The following is a 23055-nucleotide window of genomic DNA, read 5'->3' as shown; positions in this document are numbered from 1 at the left end:
GGCCCAGCAACCTCGCGCGAGGTTGCTGGGCCGCCGTCAGGTAGTAATTAGAGGGAGTTTTCTAGGGTGAGCAGGTGTCGCTTGTTGGCCTCGCCCCAGGCGTAGCCGGTCATGGAGCCGTCCGCGCCGATGACACGGTGACAGGGGACGATGATGCTGATCGGATTCTTGCCGTTCGCCGCGCCCACTGCTCGCGCAGCGCCGGGTCGGCCCAGCATTTCGGCGAGTTCTCCGTAGCCGGCGGTGCCGCCAAAGGGGATGTGGGTCAGCGCCTCCCACACCTGCCGCTGGAATTCGGTGCCCTTCGCCGCCAACGGCAGATCGAACCGGGTGCGCTCACCGGCGAAGTACTCCCCCAGCTGGGCCTTCGTGCGCTCGAAGATCTCGAGGTCGTCGGCCGGTGTCGGATCGACGCCGAACGTCTTGTGCAGGCGCGCATCGATCGCCTCGGAAACGTCGAGGTAGAGACCGGTGAGGTGGGTTCCGTCCGAGGTGAGGAGAACCGGTCCGATCTCCGTGTCGATGATGGTCGAATACACCGGCGCCGAGGCGACCGGCAGTCCGATGGTTCCGCTCGGTTCCGTTGTCGGATCAGTGTGAGACGACGTGTTCGTCGAGGTCGTCATATCAGGGTGTCCTTTCGACACGGCGGGAGTGATGGGCCCACAGCAGATGGGTGAGGTACGAACGCCACGGGCTGCAGTTCTTCGAGAGCTCTTTCCAGTCCCCGATGAAATCTGAGGTCTCATTGAGTTCGGCGATCGCCTTCTTGACGCCGAGGTCGGAGTCCACGAAGACATCGGGGTCGCCAAGTGCGCGCATCCGGATATAGCCGTTGCTCCAGGGGCCGATCCCCGGCAGTGCCAACAGATTCCGGCTTGCTTCATTCCGGTCGGCCCCAGCCCCCAAGTCCACGCTTCCATCTGCCAAAGCCGACGACAGAGCTGCAATTGTGCGGATCCTGCTCTCTGGCAGAGCCCAGTCCGATGCGGGGACAGCAGCGATCGCCTCGGCGGTGGGGAACAGTCTGTCCACGCCGTTGACTACAAGTTCCGGCGGCAGCGGTTCTCCGGCTCCTGCTACGAGTCGCCCCAAGTGAGTACTCGCCGCGGCCAACGAAATCTGCTGCCCGAGTACGGTGCGCAGGGCCAGTTCGACAGGGTCGCTGTGCCCTGGCGAACGGATTCCGGGCCAGTCGTCGACGAGGCGGGCCAAGCCTGCGGATCGCAGAGTCTCTGCCACCGCCGCGGGGTCGGCATCGAGGTCGAAGGTTCGGCGAGTCCGGGCTACAGCGCTGCCGAGGTCTCTGGTATCGGCCAGGCGGAGGCGACAATCGACGAAATCCCCGGCTCCTTGTCGCACGGTGATCACTGCCGGGCCATGGGGCAGTCGCAGCGAACGGGTGTACGCCCCGTCCGCGACCGTTTCGATCCCGGGCACGGCTCGGACAGCGAAGTACTCGAGCAGATGTGGGAAGTCGAACGGCGGACGATAGGCCAGTCTCAGGTTGAGCTCATCGGCCACGGGTTGGTCGGTTCCGGGGCTGCGCAGCTGACGGGGACTGATCGAGTACATTTCGCGGAAAGTGTCGTTGAACTGTCGGATGCTGGAGAATCCGGCGGCGAAGGCGATGTCGCTCATCGGCATCGATGTGACTTCGATAAGTGTTCGGGCAGTCCGAACGCGTTCAGTGCGGGCCAAAGCCAAAGGCCCTGCGCCGAGTTCGGCATGGATGAGGCGTCCGAGCTGACGTGTGCTGTATCCGAGTTCGGCGGCCAGTGTTTCGACTCCCCCGCGGTCGACGGCACCGTCACGGATGAGCCTTACGGCCCGAGCCACAATGTCACCTCGAGTGTCCCACTCTGGGGAATTCGGGCTGGCGTCCGGGCGGCACCGCCGGCAGGCTCGGAATCCGGCATCGGCGGCCGCAGCTGCTGTGACGAAGAAGTCGACGTTCTCCCGCTTCGGTGTCTTCGCCGGGCACGAGGGACGGCAGAAGATCCCGGTGGTGCGCACCGCGGTGAAGAACATGCCATCGAACCGGCGGTCACGCGAGGTGACTGCCTGATAGCACTGGTCGAACGTGAACATAGTCCCATTCTCCGCCGTGAAGCGCAGGAATACTAGCGGTTTTCGGACACGGCAGTCGCGGGAACCAGCCGAGGCAGAATGCGGACGAGGATGAGCAGGACGATCAGTTCCACGAGGGTCTGGGTCACGACTGCGGCGGGGCCGCTCCCCTCTCCGGTGATCGCCCGAACGAGGGGAAGCATGACGAGTGAATTGCGCGTCACCCCGGACAGGATCATCGCTCGGGATTGGTCTGCAGCCATCTGCGTCGCGCGTGTGAGGATCCACCCGGCGGCCGTCATCACGCCTGCGAAGACTGCGAAGGCTAACGCCGCAGTGCCCAATTGCCCAGCAGAATCAGCGATCACCGGAATGACCGAGGCAGTGATGACTAGCAGAGTCAGAGCCATCACCGGGTCCATCAGCTGTGCGGCTGATTCGACGATGCGGCCCGCCCGGGGCTGTCTGCGGGCTAGGGTGCGAGCCAGGACGGCGGCGATGAGCGGAATGACGATGAACAGCAGCAGCGCTTCGCCCAAGGGTCGAATCGGCAGATCGATGCTCATTCGCCCACCGGTGATCGCCCACAGCAGGACCGGCAGCAACAGCAGCTGAGCGATCATCAGCATCGGGGTGAGCATCAGCAGCTGGTCGGCGGCGCCTCCGGCGGCTCGGGTGAACGCGATGACGTAGTCGATGCACGGGCACAGCAGAACGATGAGCACTGCGGGCACGATCGGATCAGCAATGTCGAAGACCGCGATGAGACCAGCGACGACCGCGGGAACGACGACGAAGTTCATCCCGGCCACAAGTGCGAGGAAACGACGATCACGAAGAGCACGCAGACCCGAGTCGAACGGAAGCTCCAAGAACGTGAGGAAGAGCAGTGCGATGAGGCACGGGGTCAGTGCCGCTTCGGCGAGGCCGGCGAAGCCGGTGATCCCAACACCGAGAATGCCCCCGAGCACCGCTCCGGCGAACCACACCAGCACCTGCAGGGTCGAACTGTGCACTTATCGGCCCCTGAGAGTCAGTGAGCGTCGGGCCAGTAGTAGGAATCCGGCAGGGAGCGCTTGCCGAAGATCGCCTGGCCGACGCGCACACAGTTCGCGCCCTCTTCGATGGCGACTTCGAAGTCACCGGACATGCCCATCGACAGACGCCCTGGGCCCAGCAGGTCAGGATCGGTGTCGCGGACCTGGTCACGCAGTGTGCGCAGCGTCTGAAAACAGGGCCGGACGCGGTCGATGTCGGCGGAGAAGATCGCCAGGGTCATCAGACCCTGCACCTTGAGCGTCTCGAAGGCCTGGACCTCTTTGAGGAACGCAGGCAGCTCTTCCGGCGGCATTCCGAACTTCGAGTCCTCGGCCGAAGTGTTGACCTGCACATACACGTCGAGGCTGCGTCCTTCGGCTTCGAGCCTGCGGTCGAGTGCTCTGGCGACCTTGAGCCGGTCGAGGGCTTGGAATTCGCTGGCGAACTGCGCCACGAACTTGGCTTTGTTCGACTGCAGGTGACCGATCACCGCCCAGTCGATGTCGAGGTCGGCCATCTCCTCAGATTTCCGGTGAGCCTCTTGGACCTTGTTCTCTCCCAATTTCGCACACCCAGCGGCTGCGGCGAGTCGGATGCGCTCTTCGGGCACGGTCTTGCTCACGGGCAGCAGTTCGATCTCGGCGCGGTCCCGACCGGAGCGTTCCGCCGCGGCAGCGATACGGCGCTCCACCTCGGCGATATTGGTCCGGAAGTCCTCGACGGTCATCGCCGTCGCATACTGTTCATCGTGATTGAGTCCGCTGTTGTCTGCCATAGTGCCATCGTACTCAGCAGCAGATTTCCTGCAGGACATGCTCACGCGACGATGCGAGCCCGCCCCAACGGTCCCCGTCCGGCCATCGACTTCGCATCGTTCCACGCAGCAGCCAGCCGCGGACCGACCTGGTCGAGTTCAGCATCCGGAACCGTATACGGCAGGCGGATCCACCGATCGAGTCCGCCCGCCGGGGCGAAGTTCGGCCCCGCGACCAGACCGAGTCCGTGGTTCCTCGCAGCGATCGAGAGCACCCCGGACCGTGCCTCGGGAAGTTCGGCCCACAACGCCATACCGCCTGGTGGGATCACGAGCTTCCAGTCCGGCAGCCACTCTCTGACCTGCGCGGCCAGACTGTCCCGCGCAGCCCGCAGGCGGGACCGCGCCTCTGCGACGATGGCCTCGTGGCTGCCCATGAGTTCGACAGTCACCAGCTGTTCGAGGACCGGGGCGCCAAGGTCGAGTCCGAGGCGGGAAGAGGCGAAGTGATCGACGCGGTGCCGGGGAATGCGCATCCAGCCGATGCGCAGTCCGCCCCAGCAGATCTTGCTCACGCTGCCCACCGTCACCGAATCGGGAACGAGCGACGCCATCGGCGTCGGAGGCGAATCCTCCTCCAGCCCGAGGTCGATGAGCGATTCGTCGAAGACAGGGACCACGCGGTGCCGACTGAGCGCATCGGCCAGCTGCGGGCGCTGGTCCTCAGGCAGCAGTGAGCCTGTCGGATTGTGGAAGTCGGGGATGAGGTAGGCGCTGCGCGGCCGGGTCTGGCGGATCAGCTGCTCCAATGCGTCGACATCCCAATGATGGCCGTTGGCACCGAATTCGAGTGGGTACGTCACCAGAGAGGCCCCGGCGCCTTCCAAGGTGGCGATCGCATTCGGGTAGGTCGGGCTTTCGATGAGCACCCGCGATGTCGACCGCGCCGCACCGCGATTCCTGGCCTCATGCGGTTCGACGTCGAGGAGCGCGCGCACAGCGATGGCGGCCGCCCCGAAGGCACCGGAGGTGATGAGGATCTGGTCGGGATCCGTCGGTGCACCGCGACTGGTGTAGCGCTCGGCGATGAGTTCACGCAGCACCGGCAGTCCGGACGGATAGTAGCCGGTCCCGGGCAGGTAGGCGCCCAGACGCGAGAGTGCGCGTTCATAGGCGTCGAGGATCTCAGGGGCTGCGACGGGCGCTGTGCAGGTGAGGTCGATCTCGGTCTCATCGGCACCGGATGGTGAGAGCAGGTGGTCGATGCGGCCGCCGGGGACACTGGGCAGCTGGACGATGCTGCCGGAACCGCGTCGGGTGACGATGAATTCCTGTTCTCGCAGGTGGGCATAGGCCCGGCCCGTCGTCGTCCGGGACACGCCCACGGCCACGGCAAGCTCCCGTTCGCTCGGCAGTCTGGCACCGACCGGCAGACGTCCGTCCGTGATCGCTGCGGCCACGGCCGCCGCCAGGGATTCGAAGGCCGGTGTCTTCCACGGGCCGTCCCCGATGACACTGGCCAGACGTTTCGCTCCGAGGGCCACTGTGCTCATGATCCGACCTCCATAGGACCACTTTCCTGCAAGTGGCTATTTCACGCAAGACCAATTTCGGTCAGAATGAGAGGACCACTACCTCAGAGCACAGAAAGCCACCGGATGACCACGATGAGAGCACCGAAACGTCAGCTGGCCAATGTCGGCCCCATCGCGCAGCTGCGCGGCGGACGACTCTGGATACGCCTCCCCCAGCTGCTCCTCGGCCTCTACCTCTTCGGTGCCTCGATGGCCATGATGGTCAACGCGGGACTGGGCATGATGCCCTGGGACGTCCTCCACTCAGGCATCAAGAACCATGTGCCGCTGTCCTTCGGCACCATCATCACCATCCTCGCGTTCCTCGTCCTCCTCATCTGGATCCCCCTGCGCCAGCAGCCCGGCATCGGCACGATCCTCAACGCCCTCCTCATCGGACCCTCCCTCGACCTCACCCGCCTGTTCCTGCCCCAACCGGAGGAGCTCGGCTGGAACATCGTGCTCATGGTCACCGGCGTCGTCCTCAACGGGGTCGCCTCGGCGATGTACATCGGCTCCCAATTCGGACCGGGTCCCCGCGACGGTCTGATGACTGGGATCTCCCGGGTCACCGGCCGCTCGATCCGACTGGTGCGGACCCTCATCGAAGTCACCGTCGTCGCCGTCGGCTGGCTGCTCGGCGGGGTCGTCGGCATCGGCACGGTCCTCTATGCACTGGGCATCGGCCCGATCACCCAACTCCTGCTGCCGACGTTCACCGTCGAACTCCGTCCCCGCCCCACCTCGACCAACGCCGCCGAGGATGCCCCCGAGGAATGAGGCACCGTGTCCCCCAAATGAGGCTCAGTTCAGGGTGAGATCGACCCCAGACGCAACCGTCACTCCATCGAGTCGAGGATGTCGGTGAGATCGTCGAAGGTCGTCAGCGGGTTGACGATGGCGAACCTGGCGTTCGGCCGACCCTTGTGCGAACTCGGCACCACAAAGGCGCGCTGATCCTCGAGCAGCCGATCCGACCACGCATCGTAGTCAGCCCGCTCCCACCCATCGCGTTCGAACACGACGACGGAGAGTTCAGGTTCGCGCACCAGCCGCAGGTTCTCCCGCCGCTTGATCTCCGTGGCGATCTCCCGCGCCAGGTCGATCGAATGACCGATCGCCTCCCGATAGGTCTCGGCACCGTAGCTGGCCAGCGAATACCACAGCGGCAGACCGCGCGGACGCCGGGTGAGCTGGATCGCGAAGTCCGATGGGCTCCAATCCTGAGCATCGGTGAGCGTATCGAGGTATTCGGCCTTCTGCGTGTGCGCTCGCCGTCCCAGACTCGGGTCACGGTAGATGAGCGCGCACGCATCGAAGGGGGCGAAGAGCCATTTGTGCGGGTCGACGATGAGGGAGTCGGCCGCCTCGACGCCGGCGAACTTGTGTCGGGCCTGCGGCGAGAGCATGGCCGCCAGACCGTAGGCCCCGTCGATGTGGAGCCAGAAGTCGAACTCCTCCTTCAGCGCTGCGATGCCCGCGATATCGTCGATGGTGCCGAAGTTCGTCGTCCCCGAGGTGGCCACCACCGCGATCACGGCATCACCGTGTTCGGCCAGAGCCTCGCGTACCCCGTCGGGGCGCAGGATCCCGTCCTCACCGGTGGCCACGGGTGCGATGTCGACGTCCATGACTTCAGCCGCTGAGGCGACCGATGAGTGAGCCTCGGCACTGCAGACGATGACCCACCGACCGGGGCGAGCGTCCCCGAGCTTCTCCTTCTTCGCGTTGCGGGCGGCGACGAGGGCTGAGAGATTGCCGATCGTCCCGCCTTGGACGAAGACGCCCCCGGCCCCGGCGGGCAGTCCGAACTCCCCGGCCAGCCACCGCAGGACTTCGTTCTCGGCGTGGACGACTCCTGCGCCTTCGAGCCACGATCCGCCGTAGAGGGCGCTGGCGGAGACGACGAGGTCGAAGGCGACGGCGGCTTTCGTCGGGGCGCTGGGGATGAAGGACAGGTACTTCGGGTGGTCGGTGGAAATGCAGGCGGGAGCGAAGATGTGCTCGAAGATCGCCAGCGCCCGCGCGGATCCCAGTCCCTCCTCAGTGACGGTGGGGCCGGCCAACCGGCGCAGCTCCGCTTCCGAGGTCGGGTGGTCGAGCGGCGTGTCTTCAGCCAGGGTGCGACGACGGGAGTATTCGAGCACGAGGTTGACGAGGTTGCGCGTCTCGTCGGAGACGACGTGCATGCGGGAGTGAAGGGACTCGGTCATGGATGCTCCTCGGCGCGGTCGATGGTGATGGGGATCGCCCACCGATAACGAGACTAACGTCATAGAACCGATTTGTGGTGGGTCGGACGGTGCGGATAGGCGCGGATTTCTTTTCGGGACCGCAAATCGCAAGTTCTGACTTCTATTCACATTTCCTTGCGAACGGTCTCGATGCTGAGGTAGGTTCGGCCTCATGAGTGGTGCGCAGACGTCCGACACCGGGGATCATTCCCATCGCGAGGACGGCCCGAGTTCCGAGGCCACCGGACTCCGCGTCCGGGAAGCCATCCGGCGCTCGGGACTCAAGCAGCGCAAGGTCGCCGAAGCGATCGGAATCGACGAGACGAAACTGTCCAAGGCTCTGTCCGGTCGCCGCCGATTCACGGCCGATGAGCTCCTCGGCGTGGCCACCGTCACCGGCGTGACAGTGCGCTGGCTGCTCGGCGACGAGTCACAGGTCTCTGCGGCTCCGCCGAACTCAGCGAACGTCGCAGACACCGACGAGGACGCGACTCCCAAGCGCAGCATCGCGGAGGCGGCCTGGACCCTGTTCGGCCGACACGGCTTCGATTCCGTGCGCATCGCCGATATCGCCGCCGCCTCGGGAGTGTCCGCGCCGAGCATCCACTACTACTTCGCGAACAAATCCGAACTCTTCGATGCCGCCCTCGACTATTCGGTCAAGCTCGCCTTCGACCGTCAGATCGCGTGGCTCGATGACATCGCGAACCCAGCAGAGCGCCTCGAACGGCTGCTGAAGCTGCAGTCACCGTTGGGTCGCACGGAACGCGGCGAATGGTCGATCTGGCTGCAGACCTGGACCCGAATGGCGCTCGAGGGCTCGACATTGTCGAACTATCCGCGCAGCTACGAACGCTGGTCGCGCACCGTCCAAACGACGATCGAGGATGGTCAGCGGACCGGCTGCTTCCAAGCCGGCGACCCGCGGGCCATGGCCGATGAGCTCACTTCTCTGCTCGACGGCCTCGGCATCAAGGTGCTCACCGGAGTGATGGATGCCGAGACCCTCTCACTGCGTCTGCGCTCCTACCTCGACCGCGCCATCATGCACCCGGCAGCGGCAGCTGCGACCACGACCACCGCACCAACCACCACAGAACGCACAACCGATACGTCCACCGATCGACTGAAGGAGTCATCATGAACCGCAAGGTCATCCTCACCTGTGCCGTCACGGGAGCCGGGGACACCACCGGCAAGAGCGAGCACGTTCCCGTCAGCCCCGAAGAGATCGCGAACGATGCCATCGCAGCTGCCCGCGCCGGAGCATCGGTCGTCCACATCCACGTCCGCGACCTCGAGACCAAACAGGGTTCACGCGAGGTCTCCTACTACCGTGAGGTCGTCCGCCGCATCCGCGCCTCCGACGTCGACCCGGTCATCAACCTCACTGCCGGAATGGGCGGCGACCTCATCATCGACCCACAGGATCCGCTGACTACGATGCCCGGCACGGACCTCATCAACGCCCTGGACCGACTCCCCCACGTCGAGGAGCTGCTGCCCGAGATCTGCACGATCGATTGCGGCAGCCTCAACTTCGGTGAGGGATCGAACCTCTACGTCTCGACCCCCGATATGCTCCGCGAAGGATCGAAGCGCATCCAGACTCTGGGTGTGCGTCCCGAGATGGAGATCTTCGATACCGGCAATCTGTGGTTCGCCAATGTCCTCGTCGAAGAGGGGCTCATCGACGCCCCGCCGCTGTACCAGCTGTGCATGGGCATCCCCTACGGTGCGCCCGCCGATCCGGGCCTGCTGGCTGCGATGGTGAACATGCTGCCCAAGGGCGCACAGTTCACGTCGTTTGCCATCGGCGCCAACCAGCTGCCGTGGGTGGCCCACTCCGTGCTCGCCGGCGGTCACGCCCGCGTCGGACTCGAGGACAACCTCTACATGTCCAAGGGCGTCAAGGCCACGAACGCGGACCTCACCGCTCGTGCCGTCGAGATCATCACCAGCCTCGGCTCGTCCGTGGCCACCCCCGAAGAGGCCCGCGAGATCCTCGATCTGCGCGTGCAGACCCCGACCATCTCTGGAGGCGATCTGTGAACGACTCCACCTCTGCATTCCCCGACTTCGATGCGATCGACACCATCACCTGCGTCGGCGCCGGAACGATCGGCGGCGGCTGGGCCGCGTACTTCCTCGCTCAGGGCTACCGGGTGAGGATCTGGGACCCGGCGCCGGACGCCGGCGAGAAATTCTCGCGCCTCCTCGACGCAGCCTGGCCGGCCCTGGCCGAACTCGACATGGTCGTCGGAGCCGATCGGATAGCGTGGTCGATCCACACTGACCTCGCCGAGGCGGTCGCCGGCACCGGGTTCGTCCAGGAGTCCGCTCCCGAAGATCTCGCGCTCAAGCGCGGTCTCCTCGCCCAGATCGACGAGGCCTGCCCACCGAATATCGTCATCAGCTCGTCGACCTCGGGTTACAGCATGACCGAAATGGCCACCGAGGCGGCCCACCCCGAACGACTCGTCGTCGGCCATCCGTTCAACCCGCCCTACCTCATCCCTTTGGTCGAGGTCGTGGGCGGTCAGTCCACATCAACTGCCGCTTTCGACTGGGCCGCAGACTTCTTCACCCATATCGGCAAATCCGTCATCCGCATGGACCGTGAGGTCCCCGGCTTCATCGCCAACCGGCTGCAGGAGGCCCAGTGGCGGGAGGCCCTGTACATGGTCGAGCAGGGTGAGGCCACCGTCGAGCAGATCGACCGCTCGATCACCGACGGTCCCGGTCTGCGGTGGCCGTTTCAGGGACCGATGCTCACCTTCCACCTCGCCGGTGGCGAGGGCGGAATGGCGCATATGCTCGATCATTTCGGTCCCTCGCTCAAGTCCCCGTGGACGCGCCTGACTGCCCCTGAGCTCAGCCAGCAGCTGCGCGATGACGTCGTGGCCGGCTGCGACATCGAAGCCGGTGAACGCTCCATCGCCGACCTCGTGGCCCACCGTGATGCCGGGATCATCGCACTGCGTCGGCTCACCGACCAGTTGGCCACCTCCTCGGCGGACTCCGGTGCCGGTCAGTCTGCAGACGGCGTTTCGGCGTCTGCGGCATCCCCCGCTGCCGCACCTGCTCCTTCGTCCAGCGCTGCGACGTCGACGACCGCCTCGGCTTCGACACTGGGTACTTACACCACCGAGGTCGTGCCCGAGTGGATCGACTACAACGGGCACATGTCCGAAGCCTTCTACGTCCTCGTCTTCGGCTTCGCCACCGATCAGGTGATGGACCAGCTCGGCCTCGACGCCGCCTATCGAGAATCGGAGAAGGCGTCCCTGTATACGGTCGAATCCCATATCCGCTACCTCGACGAGGCGGCCCTGGGCGACCGACTCACCGTCGTCCCTCACCTTGTCAGTGCCGGGGAGAAGAAGCTGCATCTCGCCTATGAGATGTACGTCGGGGATCGGCTCGTGTCTACTGAGGAGATCATGGCCCTCCATGTCGATCAGACTTCGGACCGAGTCGTACCGTTCCCGGACACCGTGGCGGAACGGATCGCTCAGATCGACGCACAGCGTCCGGATTGGGTCGGTCGCTCGATCGGCTGAACCTTCACCCTCGGTTGCGGAGACAACCGATACTTCAGCGGCCTGAGCGGACCGGCAGTGACGACAGCTGCCGGTCCGCTTCGCACTCACGGTGGGCGAACGCATCAGGAATCGAGAAGTCAGCCCAGGCTCGGGCCGCTATTCTGAAAGCCATCGCTTCAATAGAAGCCGAGTATCCCGACGCGCGCATCCGTGCTGCCACATCCGTTCCATGAGGAGTCACCATGACCACCACAACAGCCGACATCACGTTCACTGCGAACGCCGAGCTGCTGGGCGCCCGCCCGATTCTGCGCCTGCCGCAGGATGCCAGCGATCAGCTGCCCTCCCGTGGACAGGTCGCCGTGAACGGCACTCTTGATGGCACCGAATTCAGCACTGTCATCGAACCCGACGGTCGTCGCGGCCATTGGATCAGTCTCGATGACGACCAGTGGGAGGCGCTAGGGGCGAAAGAGGGAGCTGAGGTCGAGGTCGGCCTGACTCCGACGAAGAACTGGCCGGAGGTGACGGTTCCCTCGGACCTCCGCACGGCTCTCGATGCTGCTGGCGACCTCGACGACGTGTGGTCCGGCCTGACGCCGATGGCGCGCTGGGAATGGGTGCGCTGGATCAAGGCGACGAAGAACGCCGATACGCGTGCACGTCGAGTCGAGGTCGCGATCTCGAAGCTCGAATCCGGCAAACGTCGCCCCTGCTGCTTCGACCTGTCCTCATGCACGGACCCAGAGCTGTCGAAGAGCGGAAAGCTCCTGGGCCTGTCCTGACCCGGCACACGTCGGATCGCGACGCCGGAGCAGAATTCTCATCACTGTGTCGTGATCCGTCAGTCTGGTTGCGGCGCTCGCAGCACCGCACGTGAGGGGTGCACGGTCAGTGTGAGTCCGGCCCCGAGCACGGAGACGGCTGCGGCCGCTGCGAAGATCAGCCAGAACCCGCCGACCAGGGCGACGAGTCCGGCGCCCAGGAGCGGACCGATCAGCTGTCCGAGATTCGCGGAGCTGTTGACGAGGCTGAGGTCACGGGCGTGATCGTCCGGGTCGAGCAGCAGGTCGGTGGCGAGTGCGAGGCTGACGGCCATATACGCGCCGTATCCGGCGCCCATGACTCCGGCTGCCACCGCTGTTGTGGTGAAGTTCGGGCTGATGAGGATGATGACTCCGGAGCAGGCCTGGACGAGCGCCGACACGGCTGTCCAGAGTCGTCGGCTTCCTCGTCTGTCCGTGACCATGCCGACGAGGATCGAGGCGGTCACCACGAAGACGGTGTAGATGACGATGAGGATGAGCAGACTGTTCTCGGCGTCGGCGGCGGGGATCATGATGCCGTAGAGCAGGAAGAACAGCAGCAGCGACGTGCCGAAGGCATTGCCGACGTTGACGATGAAGCGGCTGACGAGCAGACGAGTGAAGCTCGGGTCGAGAAGTGAGGAGACTCGCGGCCGGATGAGTTCACGACGGGCGTGGAACTCGAGCACGGCTTCATGGGGCAGCGGCGGATCGGGCAGCAGGATCGCGGTGAGAGTGCCGACGACGAAGATGAACCCGGCGAGCACCGTGTAGGACGCGCCCGTGCTCAGACCCAACAGCACGATCGCGGCAACACCGACGACGACTCCGACAGCTTGGGCCGAGCTTGCCGCGGCCGACGCCGCACCGCGCTGGTCATCGAGCTGGTCGGCGATGAGTGCGGTCAGCGCCGACGATGCTACGGAAACTCCTACCGAGGTGACCAGCCAGGCGGCACCGACCAGCACCGGCCCTTCTGCGCTGCCGGTGAGGACGAGACCGAGTGCGGCGAGCACCGATCCCCCGATCGCCCAGGGACGCCTCCTGCCGAAGCGGGACCGGGTGCGGTCGGAGAGCCTTCCGGCCATGGGTGCTGCGATGATTCCGGCCAATCCTCCGGCGGAGAGCACGAGCCCTGACCAGACGACTCCGTCGATCCAGTGTCCGCTCTGAGTGTCGAGTTGGAGCGGCAGGAGGAGTTGGATCGGTGTCAGCTGAACCGTCCAGATCGCCAGCCAGGCGAGGGTGAACCACACCATCCACCCGACCGAGACTCGTGCTCGAGCGGCGGGGCCGCCTCGGTGAGGTGGAGGGCTGACTGTGCTCATGATCGCGCCGCGGAGATGAGGTCCCGATACCAGCGAAAGGACGCCTTGGGCGTCCGCGTTCCTGTGCGCATATCGACGTGGACGAGGCCGAAGCGCTGGCTCCACCCGTCGGCCCATTCGAAATTGTCCAACAGCGACCAGACGGTGTATCCGTCGATGCGCACACCCGCTTCTTTCGCCTCGATCACCGCGCCGAGGTGGTCGCGCAGATAGTCGATCCGATCGGAATCGCTGATCTCCGTGTCCGTGGTGTCCGGTTCGGGGAACGAGGCCCCGTTCTCGGTGATGATGATCGGCGGCAATGCGGATTCGTAGCGCCGAGCCATGTCGATGAGGAAGTCGCGCATCGTATCCGGGCGGATCGGCCACATGGGACCGAACCCGGTGACGGGCGCTCCGGGCGTGGGCACCATCTCGAACGGCAGTGGTCCTTCAGAGGCGCGGACCGTGGTGGGGTTGTAGTAGTTGAAGCCATAGACCTCATTCGGTGCAGAGATCAGCTCCATATCACCGTCCTCGATGGGCAGTTCGACGCCGAAGGCGCTGAGGTCGGGATAGGTTCCCAGCAGCAGCGGGTCGGTGAAGAGCCGGTTGTGGATTACGTCGAGCAGGCCTGCCGCGGCTTGGTCGTCGGCGGCTTCGGAGGCAGGAAGGATGAGACTGTGGTTGAGCGTCGGGGCAGCCTGCACCGCGCCGTTCTCCCGCAGGATGGGTGCGGCGATCCCGTGTGCCAGCAGCTGGTGGTGGACGGTGGGCAGGGCTTCGAAGAGCAGAGTCTGTCCGGGGGCCAGCTCCCCCAGGGCGTATCCCTGCAGTGATGTCGAAGCGGGTTCGTTGATCGTGTACCAGTGGCGGACACGATCGCCGAGGCGGTCGGCCACGACCTCCGTATAGTCACCGAAGCGGTGGACCGTATCGCGGTTTAGCCACCCGCCGCTGGCTTCGAGTGCGACCGGCAGGTCCCAATGGTAGAGAGTCGGTTCCGGAGTGATCCCGGCGGCGAGCAGTCCGTCGACGAGGCGGTCGTAGTAATCGAGTCCGGCAGGGTTGACCGAGGCGTCTGTGCCGACGTTCGGGATGACTCGGGTCCAGGAGATAGAGAAGCGGTACCGATCGACGCCGAGGCCGGCGAGCAGTGCGATGTCCTCGTCGAAGCGGTGGAAGCTGTCGGGGCCCGGTTCGGCAGGGCTGCCGTCGATGACATTGCCCGGTGCATCGACGAAGTCATCCCAGATGCTGCGTCCGCGACCGGCTGCGGTGCGTGCCCCTTCGATCTGGAATGCTGCTGTGGCCGCGGAGAAGTGCATTCCGGCCAAAGCGTCGGCGTCGTTTGGAAGTTTCCCCACCATGAACCGAATATGTCACGGATGGTGAGGGCCTGCAACAGTTCAGTTCCTGGTCAGCCCGGGTAGCCAGAAGCTCGTATGCAGAGAAGAGGCTCGGAACCTCACGGTTCCGAGCCTCATACGTGGAGCTAAGGGGAATTGAACCCCTGACCTCTTCATTGCGAACGAAGCGCTCTACCAACTGAGCTATAGCCCCTCTTCCGGTTTCAGCTTACGCCTCCACCCGGGTCTCGATCAAAATCGCGGCCCGCAGACATGTTGCCATCGGCACAGCATGTCACCTGGGACGGGTCCGGTGGAGACCCTCGATCTTCGCGAGTACAGTCGAAAGTGAGTCCCCCTCTACGAAAGGACCGACAATGGCAGAAGAATTCGGAACAGTCGTCATCGGCGCAGGCCTCGCAGGAGGCACAGTGGTCGAATCGCTGCGCGACGCCGGCTACACGGCGAAGATCGCACTCGTCGGCGCCGACCCTGCGGCTCCGTACTATCGGCCGGACCTGTCGAAGAAGGTGATGATCGAGGGTTCGGATCCTGCGGAATCAGCTCTCCGAGGCGAAGATTGGTACTCCGCTCAAGACGTCTCGACCTACTTCGGCACCTCGGTGACCGCCCTTGACACAAGTGCGCAGAAGGTCACCCTCGATGACGGTCAGGAGCTGTCCTACGGCCAGGCGATCCTCGCCACCGGAGCGGTACCCCGCACGCTCGATGTCCCTGGCGCTCAGCTTGGCAACATCCACACTCTCCGCGATGCCGGAGATGCAGTGGCCATCCGGTCCCAGTTCGGCGACGGCAAGAAGGTCGCGGTCATCGGCGGCGGCTGGATCGGCCTCGAGGTCGCGGCAGCGGCCAAGTCCAACGGCTGCGATGTCACGGTCATCCTCAACACCGACGCTCCCCCGCTCTCTGCCGTCCTCGGACAGGAGCTCGGAGAATACTTCGAGGATCTGCACCGCAAGAACGGAGTGAACTTCCTCAAGAACGCGAACACCACCGCGTTCACCGGTGATTCAGCGGTCGAGGCTGTCGAAACGTCTGCCGGAAGCGTCCCAGCCGATCTCGTGGTGGTCGGCATCGGCGCAGGTCCCGCCGTTGATCTCGCCTCCTCTGCGGGACTGACGACTGAGAACGGTGTGGTCGTCGACGAGCAGATGCGCACCTCGGACGGCAATGTGCTGGCGATCGGCGATATCGCGAATGCGCAGAACACTCTGCGCGGCGAACGTCTGCGCGTCGAGCACTGGGACAACTCAGTGCGCCAGGCCGAGGTCGCGGCCTCGACGATCAGCGGCGGAACCAAGACCTACGACTGGCAGCCCTACTTCTACACCGACCAGTTCGACCTCGGGATGGAATACGTCGGTCGCGGCGGTCCTGAGGACGACGTCGTCATCCGCGGGGATAAGTCCAGCGGCGAGTTCATCGTGTTTTGGCTCCGCGACGGCAAGGTCTCCGCGGCGATGAACGTCAATGTCTGGGACTACGGCGACGAGCTCCGTGCCCTCGTCGGCAAGGAGGTCTCCGCCGATCGCCTCGCAAACGAACAGGTGCCTGTCGGCGAACTCTGAACCTCGTCGATCAGCCCTCGAACGATGCCTCCGCGGGGTCGGTGACAGACTGTCACCGGCCCCGCGGTTTCTGTGTTGCTCTGGCATCCTGGTAGACATGGATTCGCTCTTCGCCGATGAGGCCTTCGACCGCCGACCGAGAATCGTCGCGCCCGGCGCTGTTTGGGTGCCGGGCTTCCTCACCGCCGAGGCACAGCAGTGGATCATCGCCCGCTACGCCGATTGGCAGTCCGGCCCGATTCCACCCCATGCCACGACGATCGCGGGCCATCCGATGAGTGTGACGACGATCGGTCTGGGCTGGCATTGGCAGCCCGGTCGCTACGATCGACGCGCCGTCGACGTCAACGACAAGGTGGTGCTGCCCTTCCCCGATTGGATGACCCGTCTGGGTCGGCAGGTGCTGCAGTCCGCGGTCACGGTCGTCGACGACAGTGCTGATTTCGCCCCGGGAACCGCTGCCGCTTGGGGTTTCGATCCTGCCGGCTACCACCCCGATGTGGCGCTCGTGAACTACTACGACGATCACGCGAAGATGGGCATGCACCAGGACAAAGACGAATTCGATCCTGCCCCCGTCGTGTCCCTGTCATTGGGCGATACGTGCCTCTTCCGGTTCGGCAACACGGAGACCCGCAACCGTCCCTTCGAGGATCTGCGACTGGCGTCAGGTGATGCCTTCGTCTTCGGCGGACCTGCCCGGTTCGCTTATCACGGGGTGAAGTCGATCCAACCGGGAACCGCACCGGATGCGGGACGGCTGGACCACCTCGGCGGGGGCAGGATCAACATCACGATGCGCACGACCGGACGGGACTGACCTCAAGCGATCCATATCGCCCGGCGGACCCAGCTGACATGGCCGGCTCAGGAATCCTGTGCGTCGGGATCGACGTCGACGACACCCTCCGGGGGCGTTGCCAGTCGGTTCGGTGAGGTCTTGCGGTACACCGGTTGTCCGGACAGCAGCGCCGACCGGGCAAGGGTGTTACTCGCGACGGACGAGACGATGATCAGGCACAGCACGGCGATGATCGCCATGATCAACGAGACCCAGGAAAACCCGGACGAGTAGAGGTCGAAGACGTAGGCGGCCATGACGATGAGCGGCATCCCCAGCCCCGTGGCCGGAGAGAACACATTGATCCTCGACAGCGCATCCCGCACGCGGAACATCGCCAGGGCGGAGGCGAGAAGCAGCAGGGACCCGGTGATGCCGAAGATCCCGACGAGGATCGTGGCCAAGGTTTCGTTCATCAGCGGTGCCCCCTCGTAAGGATGCGCGACAGGGCGATCGTCGCGAGGATGCCGACCATCGAGGACAGGAAGATCACGTCGAGGACGATCGACGAAGACACGGCGATGCCGAGCATCGTCACAATGGCGATGGCCGAGAAGTAGATGAGATCAGAGACCACTGCGCGTGAGCCCTGATCGCGTGCGGTGAGCACGCGGACGAGTCCGATGATGATGGCCGCGGCGAGGATGACCGCGCAGATGCTGACGACGACGATCATGAGCGACCTCCTGACGATTCGGCATGCGGTCCGGGGGCCCGACCACGGGTCATGGACAGCAGGCGCGATTCCATGTCGATGAGCCCGGCCAACGCCGATTCCTCGGAGTCTTCGAACAGAGCATGGACGAAGATCACCGGTGGAGTCGTCGACGTGCCGGCGGCGATCGCAGTGACCAGGGTGCCGGGCGTGATGGTGATGGATGAGGCGAAGAGAGTGACCTCGAGATCCGTGGCGCACCGCAGCGGAAGTTCGACGATCATCGGCTCCGCATAATCTGGGCGGAAGAGTCGCGCGACGATGGTCGCTGAACCGGTGATGATCGCCCAGATGATGAAGAACAGGTAGGAGATGCCGTGGATGAGACGCATCATGGCGTCATCACCGCCTGGATGTAGTCACTGTGGTCGAGCAGACCGTCGGCTGCGCGGTGGGTGAGTTCGAGCAGCGGTTCAGGATAGGCGAAGAGCGCGACGGAGACTCCGATCATCACGGTGGCAGGCACGAGCAGTCGGGCGGGGATGCGCACGCTGCGCGTGATCGGCTCGGCCGGAGCTCGGCCGGTCTCGGCGGAATCCGGACGGTACGTCTGCATCGGCGGTCCCCAGAAGGTGTTGCGCCACGTGCGCTGCAGGGCCAGCAGGCTGATGATCGCTCCCACCACGATCGCGGCGACCAGGATCCAGCCGAAGCCGCCGCCGGTGTCTGTGGCGGCGGTGATGAGGCCGACCTTGCCCCACAGTCCCGAGGTGGGCGGCAGACCGACGAGCGAGAAGAGTCCGAGGATCATCAGGATGGTCGCCCAACGCTCGCGGGAGGCCAGTCCGGACAGCCTGTGGAACGAACCGGTGCCGTAGGCCTGTTCGACCGCGCCCATGATGAGCAGCAGCCCTGACATCGTGATCATGTGGTGGATCATGTAGAAGGCACCAGCACCGAGGGCGGCTGAGGTCAGGAGGGTGACGCCGAGGAGGATATGGCCGACTCCGGCTGTCATCTGGAAACCGAGCACATTGCGCACTCTGGCCTGCCCGAAGCCGGAGATCGCACCGATGAGGATGCTGGCCACGGCGATGGTGAGGATGACGGTGGCCCAAGGCGCGGGGTCCCCGTAAACAGTGGTGTAGATGCGGTAGATCGCGTAGAGGCCGACCTTCGAATGCAGGCCTGAGAACAGCGACATCATGCCCGCCGAGGTGTTCGGGTAGCTGCGGACCAGCCAACCGTGGAACGGTGCGCCGCCGGCCTTGATGATCAGCGAGAGCAGAACCACTCCGAGGGCGATCGCCGCCTGACCGGTCGGACGCCCCTGATCGGCGAGGACGGCGAGGTTGACGGTGCCGGTCGCACCGTAGACGAAGCCGACGCCGATGAGCAGCATCGTCGAGGTGAGCAGGTTGACCATCACGTAGAGACGGCCGATGCCGAGCCTGCGCCACGTGCCCGTGACGGCGATGAGGGCGTAGGCGGGCAGCATCATGACTTCGACGAAGACGAAGAAGTTGAACAGATCCCCTGTCAGCAGAGCACCGTAGACTCCGGTGAGCATCATGAGGATGAGCGCAGGGACGAACCGGTACTGGTCCTCGCCGGTGGAGATCAGGAACAGGCTGCTGACGAAGGCCACGAGAGAGGTGAGCACCAGCATGAGTGCGGTGAACGTGTCCGAAACGAACACGATCGCCAGTCCCGGAACATAGTCGCCGACCGAATGGGCGATCACCGGTGTGCTGCTGTGCACGCCGAGCAGAGCGATGCCGCTGCCGCCGACGAGGACGGGCACAGCCAACAGCAGCAGACGGTCGAAGGTGCGTGAGGTGATGAGCACGCTCAGGGCCGAGGCCAGGAGCGGAATGCCGATGAGCAGCAGGAGCAGGGCTGAGATCATGAGTCGCGCTCCTCCCCTGTCTCGGGATGTCGTTTCTGGTCGTCGTCATGGCCGAGGACGGCCAAGGCGAGCATGAAGATCGTCACCGCCAGGGTGATGACGATCGCGGTGAGGACGAAGGCCTGAGGCAGCGGATCGGCCGCCTCGGCGAGATCCCCGCTCCCGGCGAGAGGTTCGCCTCTCCACGCGCCGACACCGGCTGAGAGCAGGATGAAGTTCGCGGCATGGGAGATGAGCGTGAGTCCGAAGACCGCGCGGACCATGGACCGCTGCATCATCAGGTAGACGCCGCCGGCGGTGAGGACGCCGATGGTCAGTGCCAGAATCATGCTTCCTCCTCGTCTCCGTCGGCTGGTGGGTCCCCATAGAGGATGTGCGTCGAGTTCGCCCGCACCTTCGCTTCTTTGGCTTCCTCAGCGGTGAGGCGGCGACTGGGGTTCGGGCGTTCCCCGCGGATGGCTTCCATCGGCCCGCTGAGCTCACCGTAGAGCAGCTCATCGGCTCGTTCGCGGGTGCGTTCGACATCGCGGCGGATGATGCCGTTGGTGAGCACATCATCACCGGCCGGAGTCGCGGCCGAATCGGAGACGCCGAGGAGGTTGAAGGAGAGCAGCATGAGCCCGAGCACAGCCAGGTACACGCCGACGTCGAAGAGCATCGACGTCGTCCAGTGCTGGCCGGCGAATTCGGCGTGCATCGGCTGCAGGAACGAACCGGCGAACAGCAGGCCGATGATACCCGTGACCACCGCCGTGGCGACGCCCGAACCGATGAGGTACAAGGGTGCTCGCGGCGGTCCGATCGCCCGGTCCTTCGGGGTCGACAGATAGGCCAGTCCGATGACGGCCGCTCCGACTAGGGCGGCGATGAATCCGCCGCCGGGAGAGTTGTGGCCGCGCCAGAAGATGAGCAGAGAACTGATCGCGAGCAGTGGGCCGAGGACCTTCAGGGTCAGCTGCAGCGGGATGACATTCGGCCAGGCTTCGTGCACGGCACGGTATGCGGTCGTGCCCTTGGGCCGGATGGAGACCCACGGCGGGCGCGGCGGCTCGGGAATGTTCTCTGCGGGCGGGTCGAGGAATTTGTCCTTGACCGTCGACATCACCGCAACGATCGCGATTCCGGCCATACCGAGCACCGTGAGCTCGCCGAGCGTGTCAAGGGCACGGAACTCGACGAGGATGGTGTTGACGATGTTCTTGCCGCCGCTGATCTCCGGTGCATGGTCGAGGTAGTACTGTCCGAGGTCCGAGCGCTCCCGGCGGCCGTTGAGCGCCAGAGTGAGTCCGGTGACGCTCGCGCCGACGATGATCGCGAGGATCACACGCGGTGTCTGCTTGCGCTTCGGGTACTTCCAGAACGAACGGGGCAGCTTCTGGAGCACGAGCATGATGACGATGATCGTCATCGCTTCGACGAGCAGCTGCGTCAGCGTGACGTCGGGGGCGCCGAGAGCGAGGATCTGCACAGTGGCGAGGATGCCGATGGCAGACAGCGCCACCACAGTGGTCAGTCGCGAATGCGAGGTGCACAGAACGAGCACCGCCACGGTGATGAGGATGAGCAGGACGATATCCACGGGACGGCTGAGGTTCTCCTGCAGCGGGGGCAGATCGGCGAAGACGACGGGAATCGCTCCGATGGCGAGCACGCTCAGCCCGCCCAGGGACAGCGCGAGGTAGGGTCCGGAGTTCATCGGACGGACGAAGGCGGACAGGGCATGTCCCAGCCTCTTGAGTCCCGCGTTCAGACCATCGATGACGTCGGAACCGTCGAAGGGAAGGGTGGCCTTGTGGAAGAAGACGAAGACGCGGGACCGACGGAAGACGATGAGGATGCCGACGGCGATGATGAGCCCCGAGGCAAGCAGTTCGACGTTGAAACCATGCCACAGCGCCAGGTGGACGGGCTCCGCGGCCTTGGGCACCGCCGCTCGCACCACGTGGTCGAGCGGAGTGTCGAAGAGGAAGAGAACGAAGCTCAGCGGAATCGAGGCCAGGATCGGCAGGGCCGCTGCGATGAGCATGACGGGTGAACCGCGATGGATGCGACGTGGTTCGGGTTCGCGGCCGTCGATGAAGCTGCCCCAGACGGTCTTCGCGCAGTAGGCGAAGGTGAGCACGGATGCGCCGACGGCGACGAGCAGAGTCACCCAACCGGTCCAAGGCCCGCCCGGGGTCTCCCCCAGCGCAGTGAACAGGGCCTCCTTGGATGCGAAGCCCAACAGCGGCGGGATACCGGCCATGGAGGCACAGCCGATGATCATCACCGTGAACGCCGCCGGGGCGGTGCGCATGAGCTTCGGAATCCGCGCCAGGTCGCGGGTGCCGGCAAGGTGGTCGACGACTCCGACCATCATGAACAGACCGGACTTGAACAGTGCGTGTGCGATGACGTGGAGCGTGGCGGCGGCGATCGCGGCCTCGGTGCCGACACCGATGACGGCGGTGATGAGACCCAGCTGGGACACCGTCGAATAGGCCATGAGCTTCTTCACGTCATGTTGGTTGAGCGCGAACCAGCCGCCTAGGCAGGCAGTGAGGAGTCCCGCCGTCATGAGCAACACGTTCCATGCCGGTGTGGCGTGGAACGTCGGAGAGAACCGGAGCATGAGGAAGATGCCGGCTTTGACGACGGCGGCAGCATGCAGATAAGCCGACACGGGGGTGGCGGCTGCCATCGCATCTGGCAGCCACGGGTGGAACGGGAATTGAGCGGACTTCGTCATGGCTGCGACGCCGACGAGCACAGCCACAAGCGTCGTGACCTCGGGTTGGCCCGCCCACACCGGGGAGCTGATCGCCTCGGCGAGGTTCGTCGTCCCGGTCACAGCGATGATGACTCCGGTGGCCACCAGTAGGCTGAGGCCGCCGATGAAGGTGAAGAACATCGTTCGCAGGGCCGGTGCCTGCCCGGGGGAACCGGATCGGGCGATGAGGAAGAACGATGCCAGGGAGGTCAGCTCCCAGCACACGAACAGGACGAGCACATCGTTGGTGAGCACGAGCGCGACCATGGAGAAGGTGAAGATCACCATCAGCCAGTAGAAGCTCGTGTTGCGTCCGGGGCTGAGGTATCGGGTCGAATAGACGAACACGACGGCCCCGATGATCAGGGCGATATAGGTGAACACGACGCCGATGCCGTCGGCTCGCAGTGCCAGATCCACACCGAGGCTGGGAATCCACGGATACGACATCTCGGGATTCTTCCCGGCCATCACCTCGGCGGCGGTGGGGGTGAACAGTGCTGCCACGCCCAGATAGGCGACGGCGAGCGGCCAGCCGCTCTCCCTGCCTACAAAACGGGTGAGAAAAGGGGTGAGGATGACGAGTGCTGCCAGAGCGATCAGCGTTAAGATCATGACCGGGCCTCAACGGCCGC

At 64.9% G+C, this 23055-nt stretch carries 21 protein-coding genes and 1 tRNA gene; 7 read left to right on the top strand and 15 right to left on the bottom strand.

The features are described 5' to 3' along the window. Nucleotides 1–47: 47 nt before the first annotated feature. From BEP01S_RS08760 to yczR, 5 genes are read right to left on the bottom strand one after another with little or no spacing between them, the layout of a single operon-like run. Complete coding sequence (locus BEP01S_RS08760; protein WP_083532633.1) at nt 48–626, bottom strand: methylated-DNA--[protein]-cysteine S-methyltransferase; 579 nt, start codon at nt 624–626, stop codon at nt 48–50. Between the two features lies 1 nt (nt 627). Further along, complete coding sequence (locus BEP01S_RS08755; RefSeq protein ID WP_062242284.1) at nt 628–2091, bottom strand: AlkA N-terminal domain-containing protein; 1464 nt, start codon at nt 2089–2091, stop codon at nt 628–630. Nucleotides 2092–2123: 32 nt separating this feature from the next. Further along, nucleotides 2124–3086: an arsenic resistance protein gene (locus BEP01S_RS08750; protein ID WP_062242282.1), complete on the bottom strand. Its 963-nt coding sequence runs from the start codon at nt 3084–3086 to the stop codon at nt 2124–2126. A 17-nt stretch (nt 3087–3103) separates the two neighbouring features. Next, on the bottom strand, nt 3104–3883 hold the full coding sequence (locus BEP01S_RS08745; RefSeq protein WP_062242280.1) for a YggS family pyridoxal phosphate-dependent enzyme: 780 nt from the start codon (nt 3881–3883) through the stop codon (nt 3104–3106). 41 nt (nt 3884–3924) lie between these two features. Continuing rightward, the gene (gene yczR, locus BEP01S_RS08740; RefSeq protein WP_241897274.1) at nt 3925–5415 is read right to left on the bottom strand and encodes a MocR-like transcription factor YczR; all 1491 of its coding nucleotides are present in this window, start codon (nt 5413–5415) and stop codon (nt 3925–3927) included. Between the two features lie 114 nt (nt 5416–5529). Between yczR and yczE the strand changes: the two genes are divergently transcribed. Beyond that, complete coding sequence (gene yczE, locus BEP01S_RS08735) at nt 5530–6216, top strand: membrane protein YczE (protein WP_373277906.1); 687 nt, start codon at nt 5530–5532, stop codon at nt 6214–6216. 59 nt (nt 6217–6275) lie between these two features. On the opposite strand, the gene BEP01S_RS08730 is transcribed toward yczE, so the two are convergent. Beyond that, on the bottom strand, nt 6276–7649 hold the full coding sequence (locus tag BEP01S_RS08730) for a pyridoxal phosphate-dependent decarboxylase family protein (RefSeq protein ID WP_062242276.1): 1374 nt from the start codon (nt 7647–7649) through the stop codon (nt 6276–6278). A gap of 193 nt (nt 7650–7842) precedes the next feature. Between BEP01S_RS08730 and BEP01S_RS08725 the strand changes: the two genes are divergently transcribed. From BEP01S_RS08725 to BEP01S_RS08710, 4 genes are all read left to right on the top strand, one after another. Beyond that, on the top strand, nt 7843–8814 hold the full coding sequence (locus BEP01S_RS08725; protein WP_083532632.1) for a TetR family transcriptional regulator C-terminal domain-containing protein: 972 nt from the start codon (nt 7843–7845) through the stop codon (nt 8812–8814). Beyond that, nucleotides 8811–9722 (top strand): beta-keto acid cleavage family enzyme, encoded by a 912-nt coding sequence (locus tag BEP01S_RS08720; protein WP_062242274.1) that lies wholly within the window; start codon nt 8811–8813, stop codon nt 9720–9722. Before BEP01S_RS08725 ends, BEP01S_RS08720 begins: the two co-directional genes overlap by 4 nt. Continuing rightward, nucleotides 9719–11233 carry a 3-hydroxyacyl-CoA dehydrogenase NAD-binding domain-containing protein gene (locus BEP01S_RS08715; RefSeq protein ID WP_062242272.1) on the top strand — a complete coding sequence of 505 codons (1515 nt, stop codon included), beginning with the start codon at nt 9719–9721 and terminating at the stop codon, nt 11231–11233. Before BEP01S_RS08720 ends, BEP01S_RS08715 begins: the two co-directional genes overlap by 4 nt. Nucleotides 11234–11457: 224 nt before the next feature. Then, nucleotides 11458–12000 (top strand): YdeI/OmpD-associated family protein, encoded by a 543-nt coding sequence (locus BEP01S_RS08710; protein ID WP_039210787.1) that lies wholly within the window; start codon nt 11458–11460, stop codon nt 11998–12000. Nucleotides 12001–12059: 59 nt separating this feature from the next. Here BEP01S_RS08710 and BEP01S_RS08705 read toward each other — a convergent pair whose 3' ends face one another. The 3 genes from BEP01S_RS08705 to BEP01S_RS08695 all read right to left on the bottom strand — a co-directional run bounded on the left by BEP01S_RS08705 (nt 12060) and on the right by BEP01S_RS08695 (nt 14891). Continuing rightward, nucleotides 12060–13349 (bottom strand): MFS transporter, encoded by a 1290-nt coding sequence (locus tag BEP01S_RS08705; RefSeq protein WP_083532631.1) that lies wholly within the window; start codon nt 13347–13349, stop codon nt 12060–12062. Continuing rightward, nucleotides 13346–14698: a GH1 family beta-glucosidase gene (locus BEP01S_RS08700; RefSeq protein ID WP_082018992.1), complete on the bottom strand. Its 1353-nt coding sequence runs from the start codon at nt 14696–14698 to the stop codon at nt 13346–13348. The genes BEP01S_RS08705 and BEP01S_RS08700 overlap by 4 nt, the downstream gene beginning before the upstream one ends. Nucleotides 14699–14818: 120 nt before the next feature. Beyond that, nucleotides 14819–14891 (bottom strand) — tRNA-Ala (locus BEP01S_RS08695). Between the two features lie 163 nt (nt 14892–15054). Here BEP01S_RS08695 and BEP01S_RS08690 point away from each other — a divergent pair. Beyond that, on the top strand, nt 15055–16266 hold the full coding sequence (locus tag BEP01S_RS08690) for an NAD(P)/FAD-dependent oxidoreductase (RefSeq protein ID WP_062242269.1): 1212 nt from the start codon (nt 15055–15057) through the stop codon (nt 16264–16266). A gap of 97 nt (nt 16267–16363) precedes the next feature. After that, on the top strand, nt 16364–17086 hold the full coding sequence (locus tag BEP01S_RS08685; protein ID WP_062242267.1) for an alpha-ketoglutarate-dependent dioxygenase AlkB family protein: 723 nt from the start codon (nt 16364–16366) through the stop codon (nt 17084–17086). 47 nt (nt 17087–17133) lie between these two features. Here the strand turns inward: BEP01S_RS08685 and BEP01S_RS08680 are convergent, their stop codons facing one another. The 6 genes from BEP01S_RS08680 to BEP01S_RS08655 are packed head-to-tail and all read right to left on the bottom strand — an operon-like array spanning nt 17134 to nt 23035. Further along, complete coding sequence (locus BEP01S_RS08680; protein WP_062242264.1) at nt 17134–17523, bottom strand: cation:proton antiporter; 390 nt, start codon at nt 17521–17523, stop codon at nt 17134–17136. Further along, complete coding sequence (locus tag BEP01S_RS08675; protein WP_062242263.1) at nt 17523–17783, bottom strand: monovalent cation/H+ antiporter complex subunit F; 261 nt, start codon at nt 17781–17783, stop codon at nt 17523–17525. Before BEP01S_RS08675 ends, BEP01S_RS08680 begins: the two co-directional genes overlap by 1 nt. Next, the gene (locus tag BEP01S_RS08670) at nt 17780–18157 is read right to left on the bottom strand and encodes a Na+/H+ antiporter subunit E (protein ID WP_306306259.1); all 378 of its coding nucleotides are present in this window, start codon (nt 18155–18157) and stop codon (nt 17780–17782) included. Before BEP01S_RS08670 ends, BEP01S_RS08675 begins: the two co-directional genes overlap by 4 nt. Further along, nucleotides 18154–19671, bottom strand: coding sequence for a monovalent cation/H+ antiporter subunit D family protein (locus tag BEP01S_RS08665; protein ID WP_062242261.1), 1518 nt, complete (start codon nt 19669–19671; stop codon nt 18154–18156). The genes BEP01S_RS08670 and BEP01S_RS08665 overlap by 4 nt, the downstream gene beginning before the upstream one ends. Continuing rightward, complete coding sequence (locus BEP01S_RS08660; RefSeq protein WP_062242259.1) at nt 19668–20000, bottom strand: sodium:proton antiporter; 333 nt, start codon at nt 19998–20000, stop codon at nt 19668–19670. Before BEP01S_RS08660 ends, BEP01S_RS08665 begins: the two co-directional genes overlap by 4 nt. Continuing rightward, nucleotides 19997–23035 (bottom strand): DUF4040 family protein, encoded by a 3039-nt coding sequence (locus tag BEP01S_RS08655; protein ID WP_062242257.1) that lies wholly within the window; start codon nt 23033–23035, stop codon nt 19997–19999. Before BEP01S_RS08655 ends, BEP01S_RS08660 begins: the two co-directional genes overlap by 4 nt. Between the last annotated feature and the right edge of the window lie 20 nt (nt 23036–23055).

Source organism: Brevibacterium epidermidis NBRC 14811, from assembly GCF_001570805.1.
Taxonomy (GTDB): domain Bacteria; phylum Actinomycetota; class Actinomycetes; order Actinomycetales; family Brevibacteriaceae; genus Brevibacterium; species Brevibacterium epidermidis.
The sequence above is the reverse complement of the archived record's forward strand: the minus strand, read 5'-3'. Positions and strand labels throughout refer to the sequence as shown.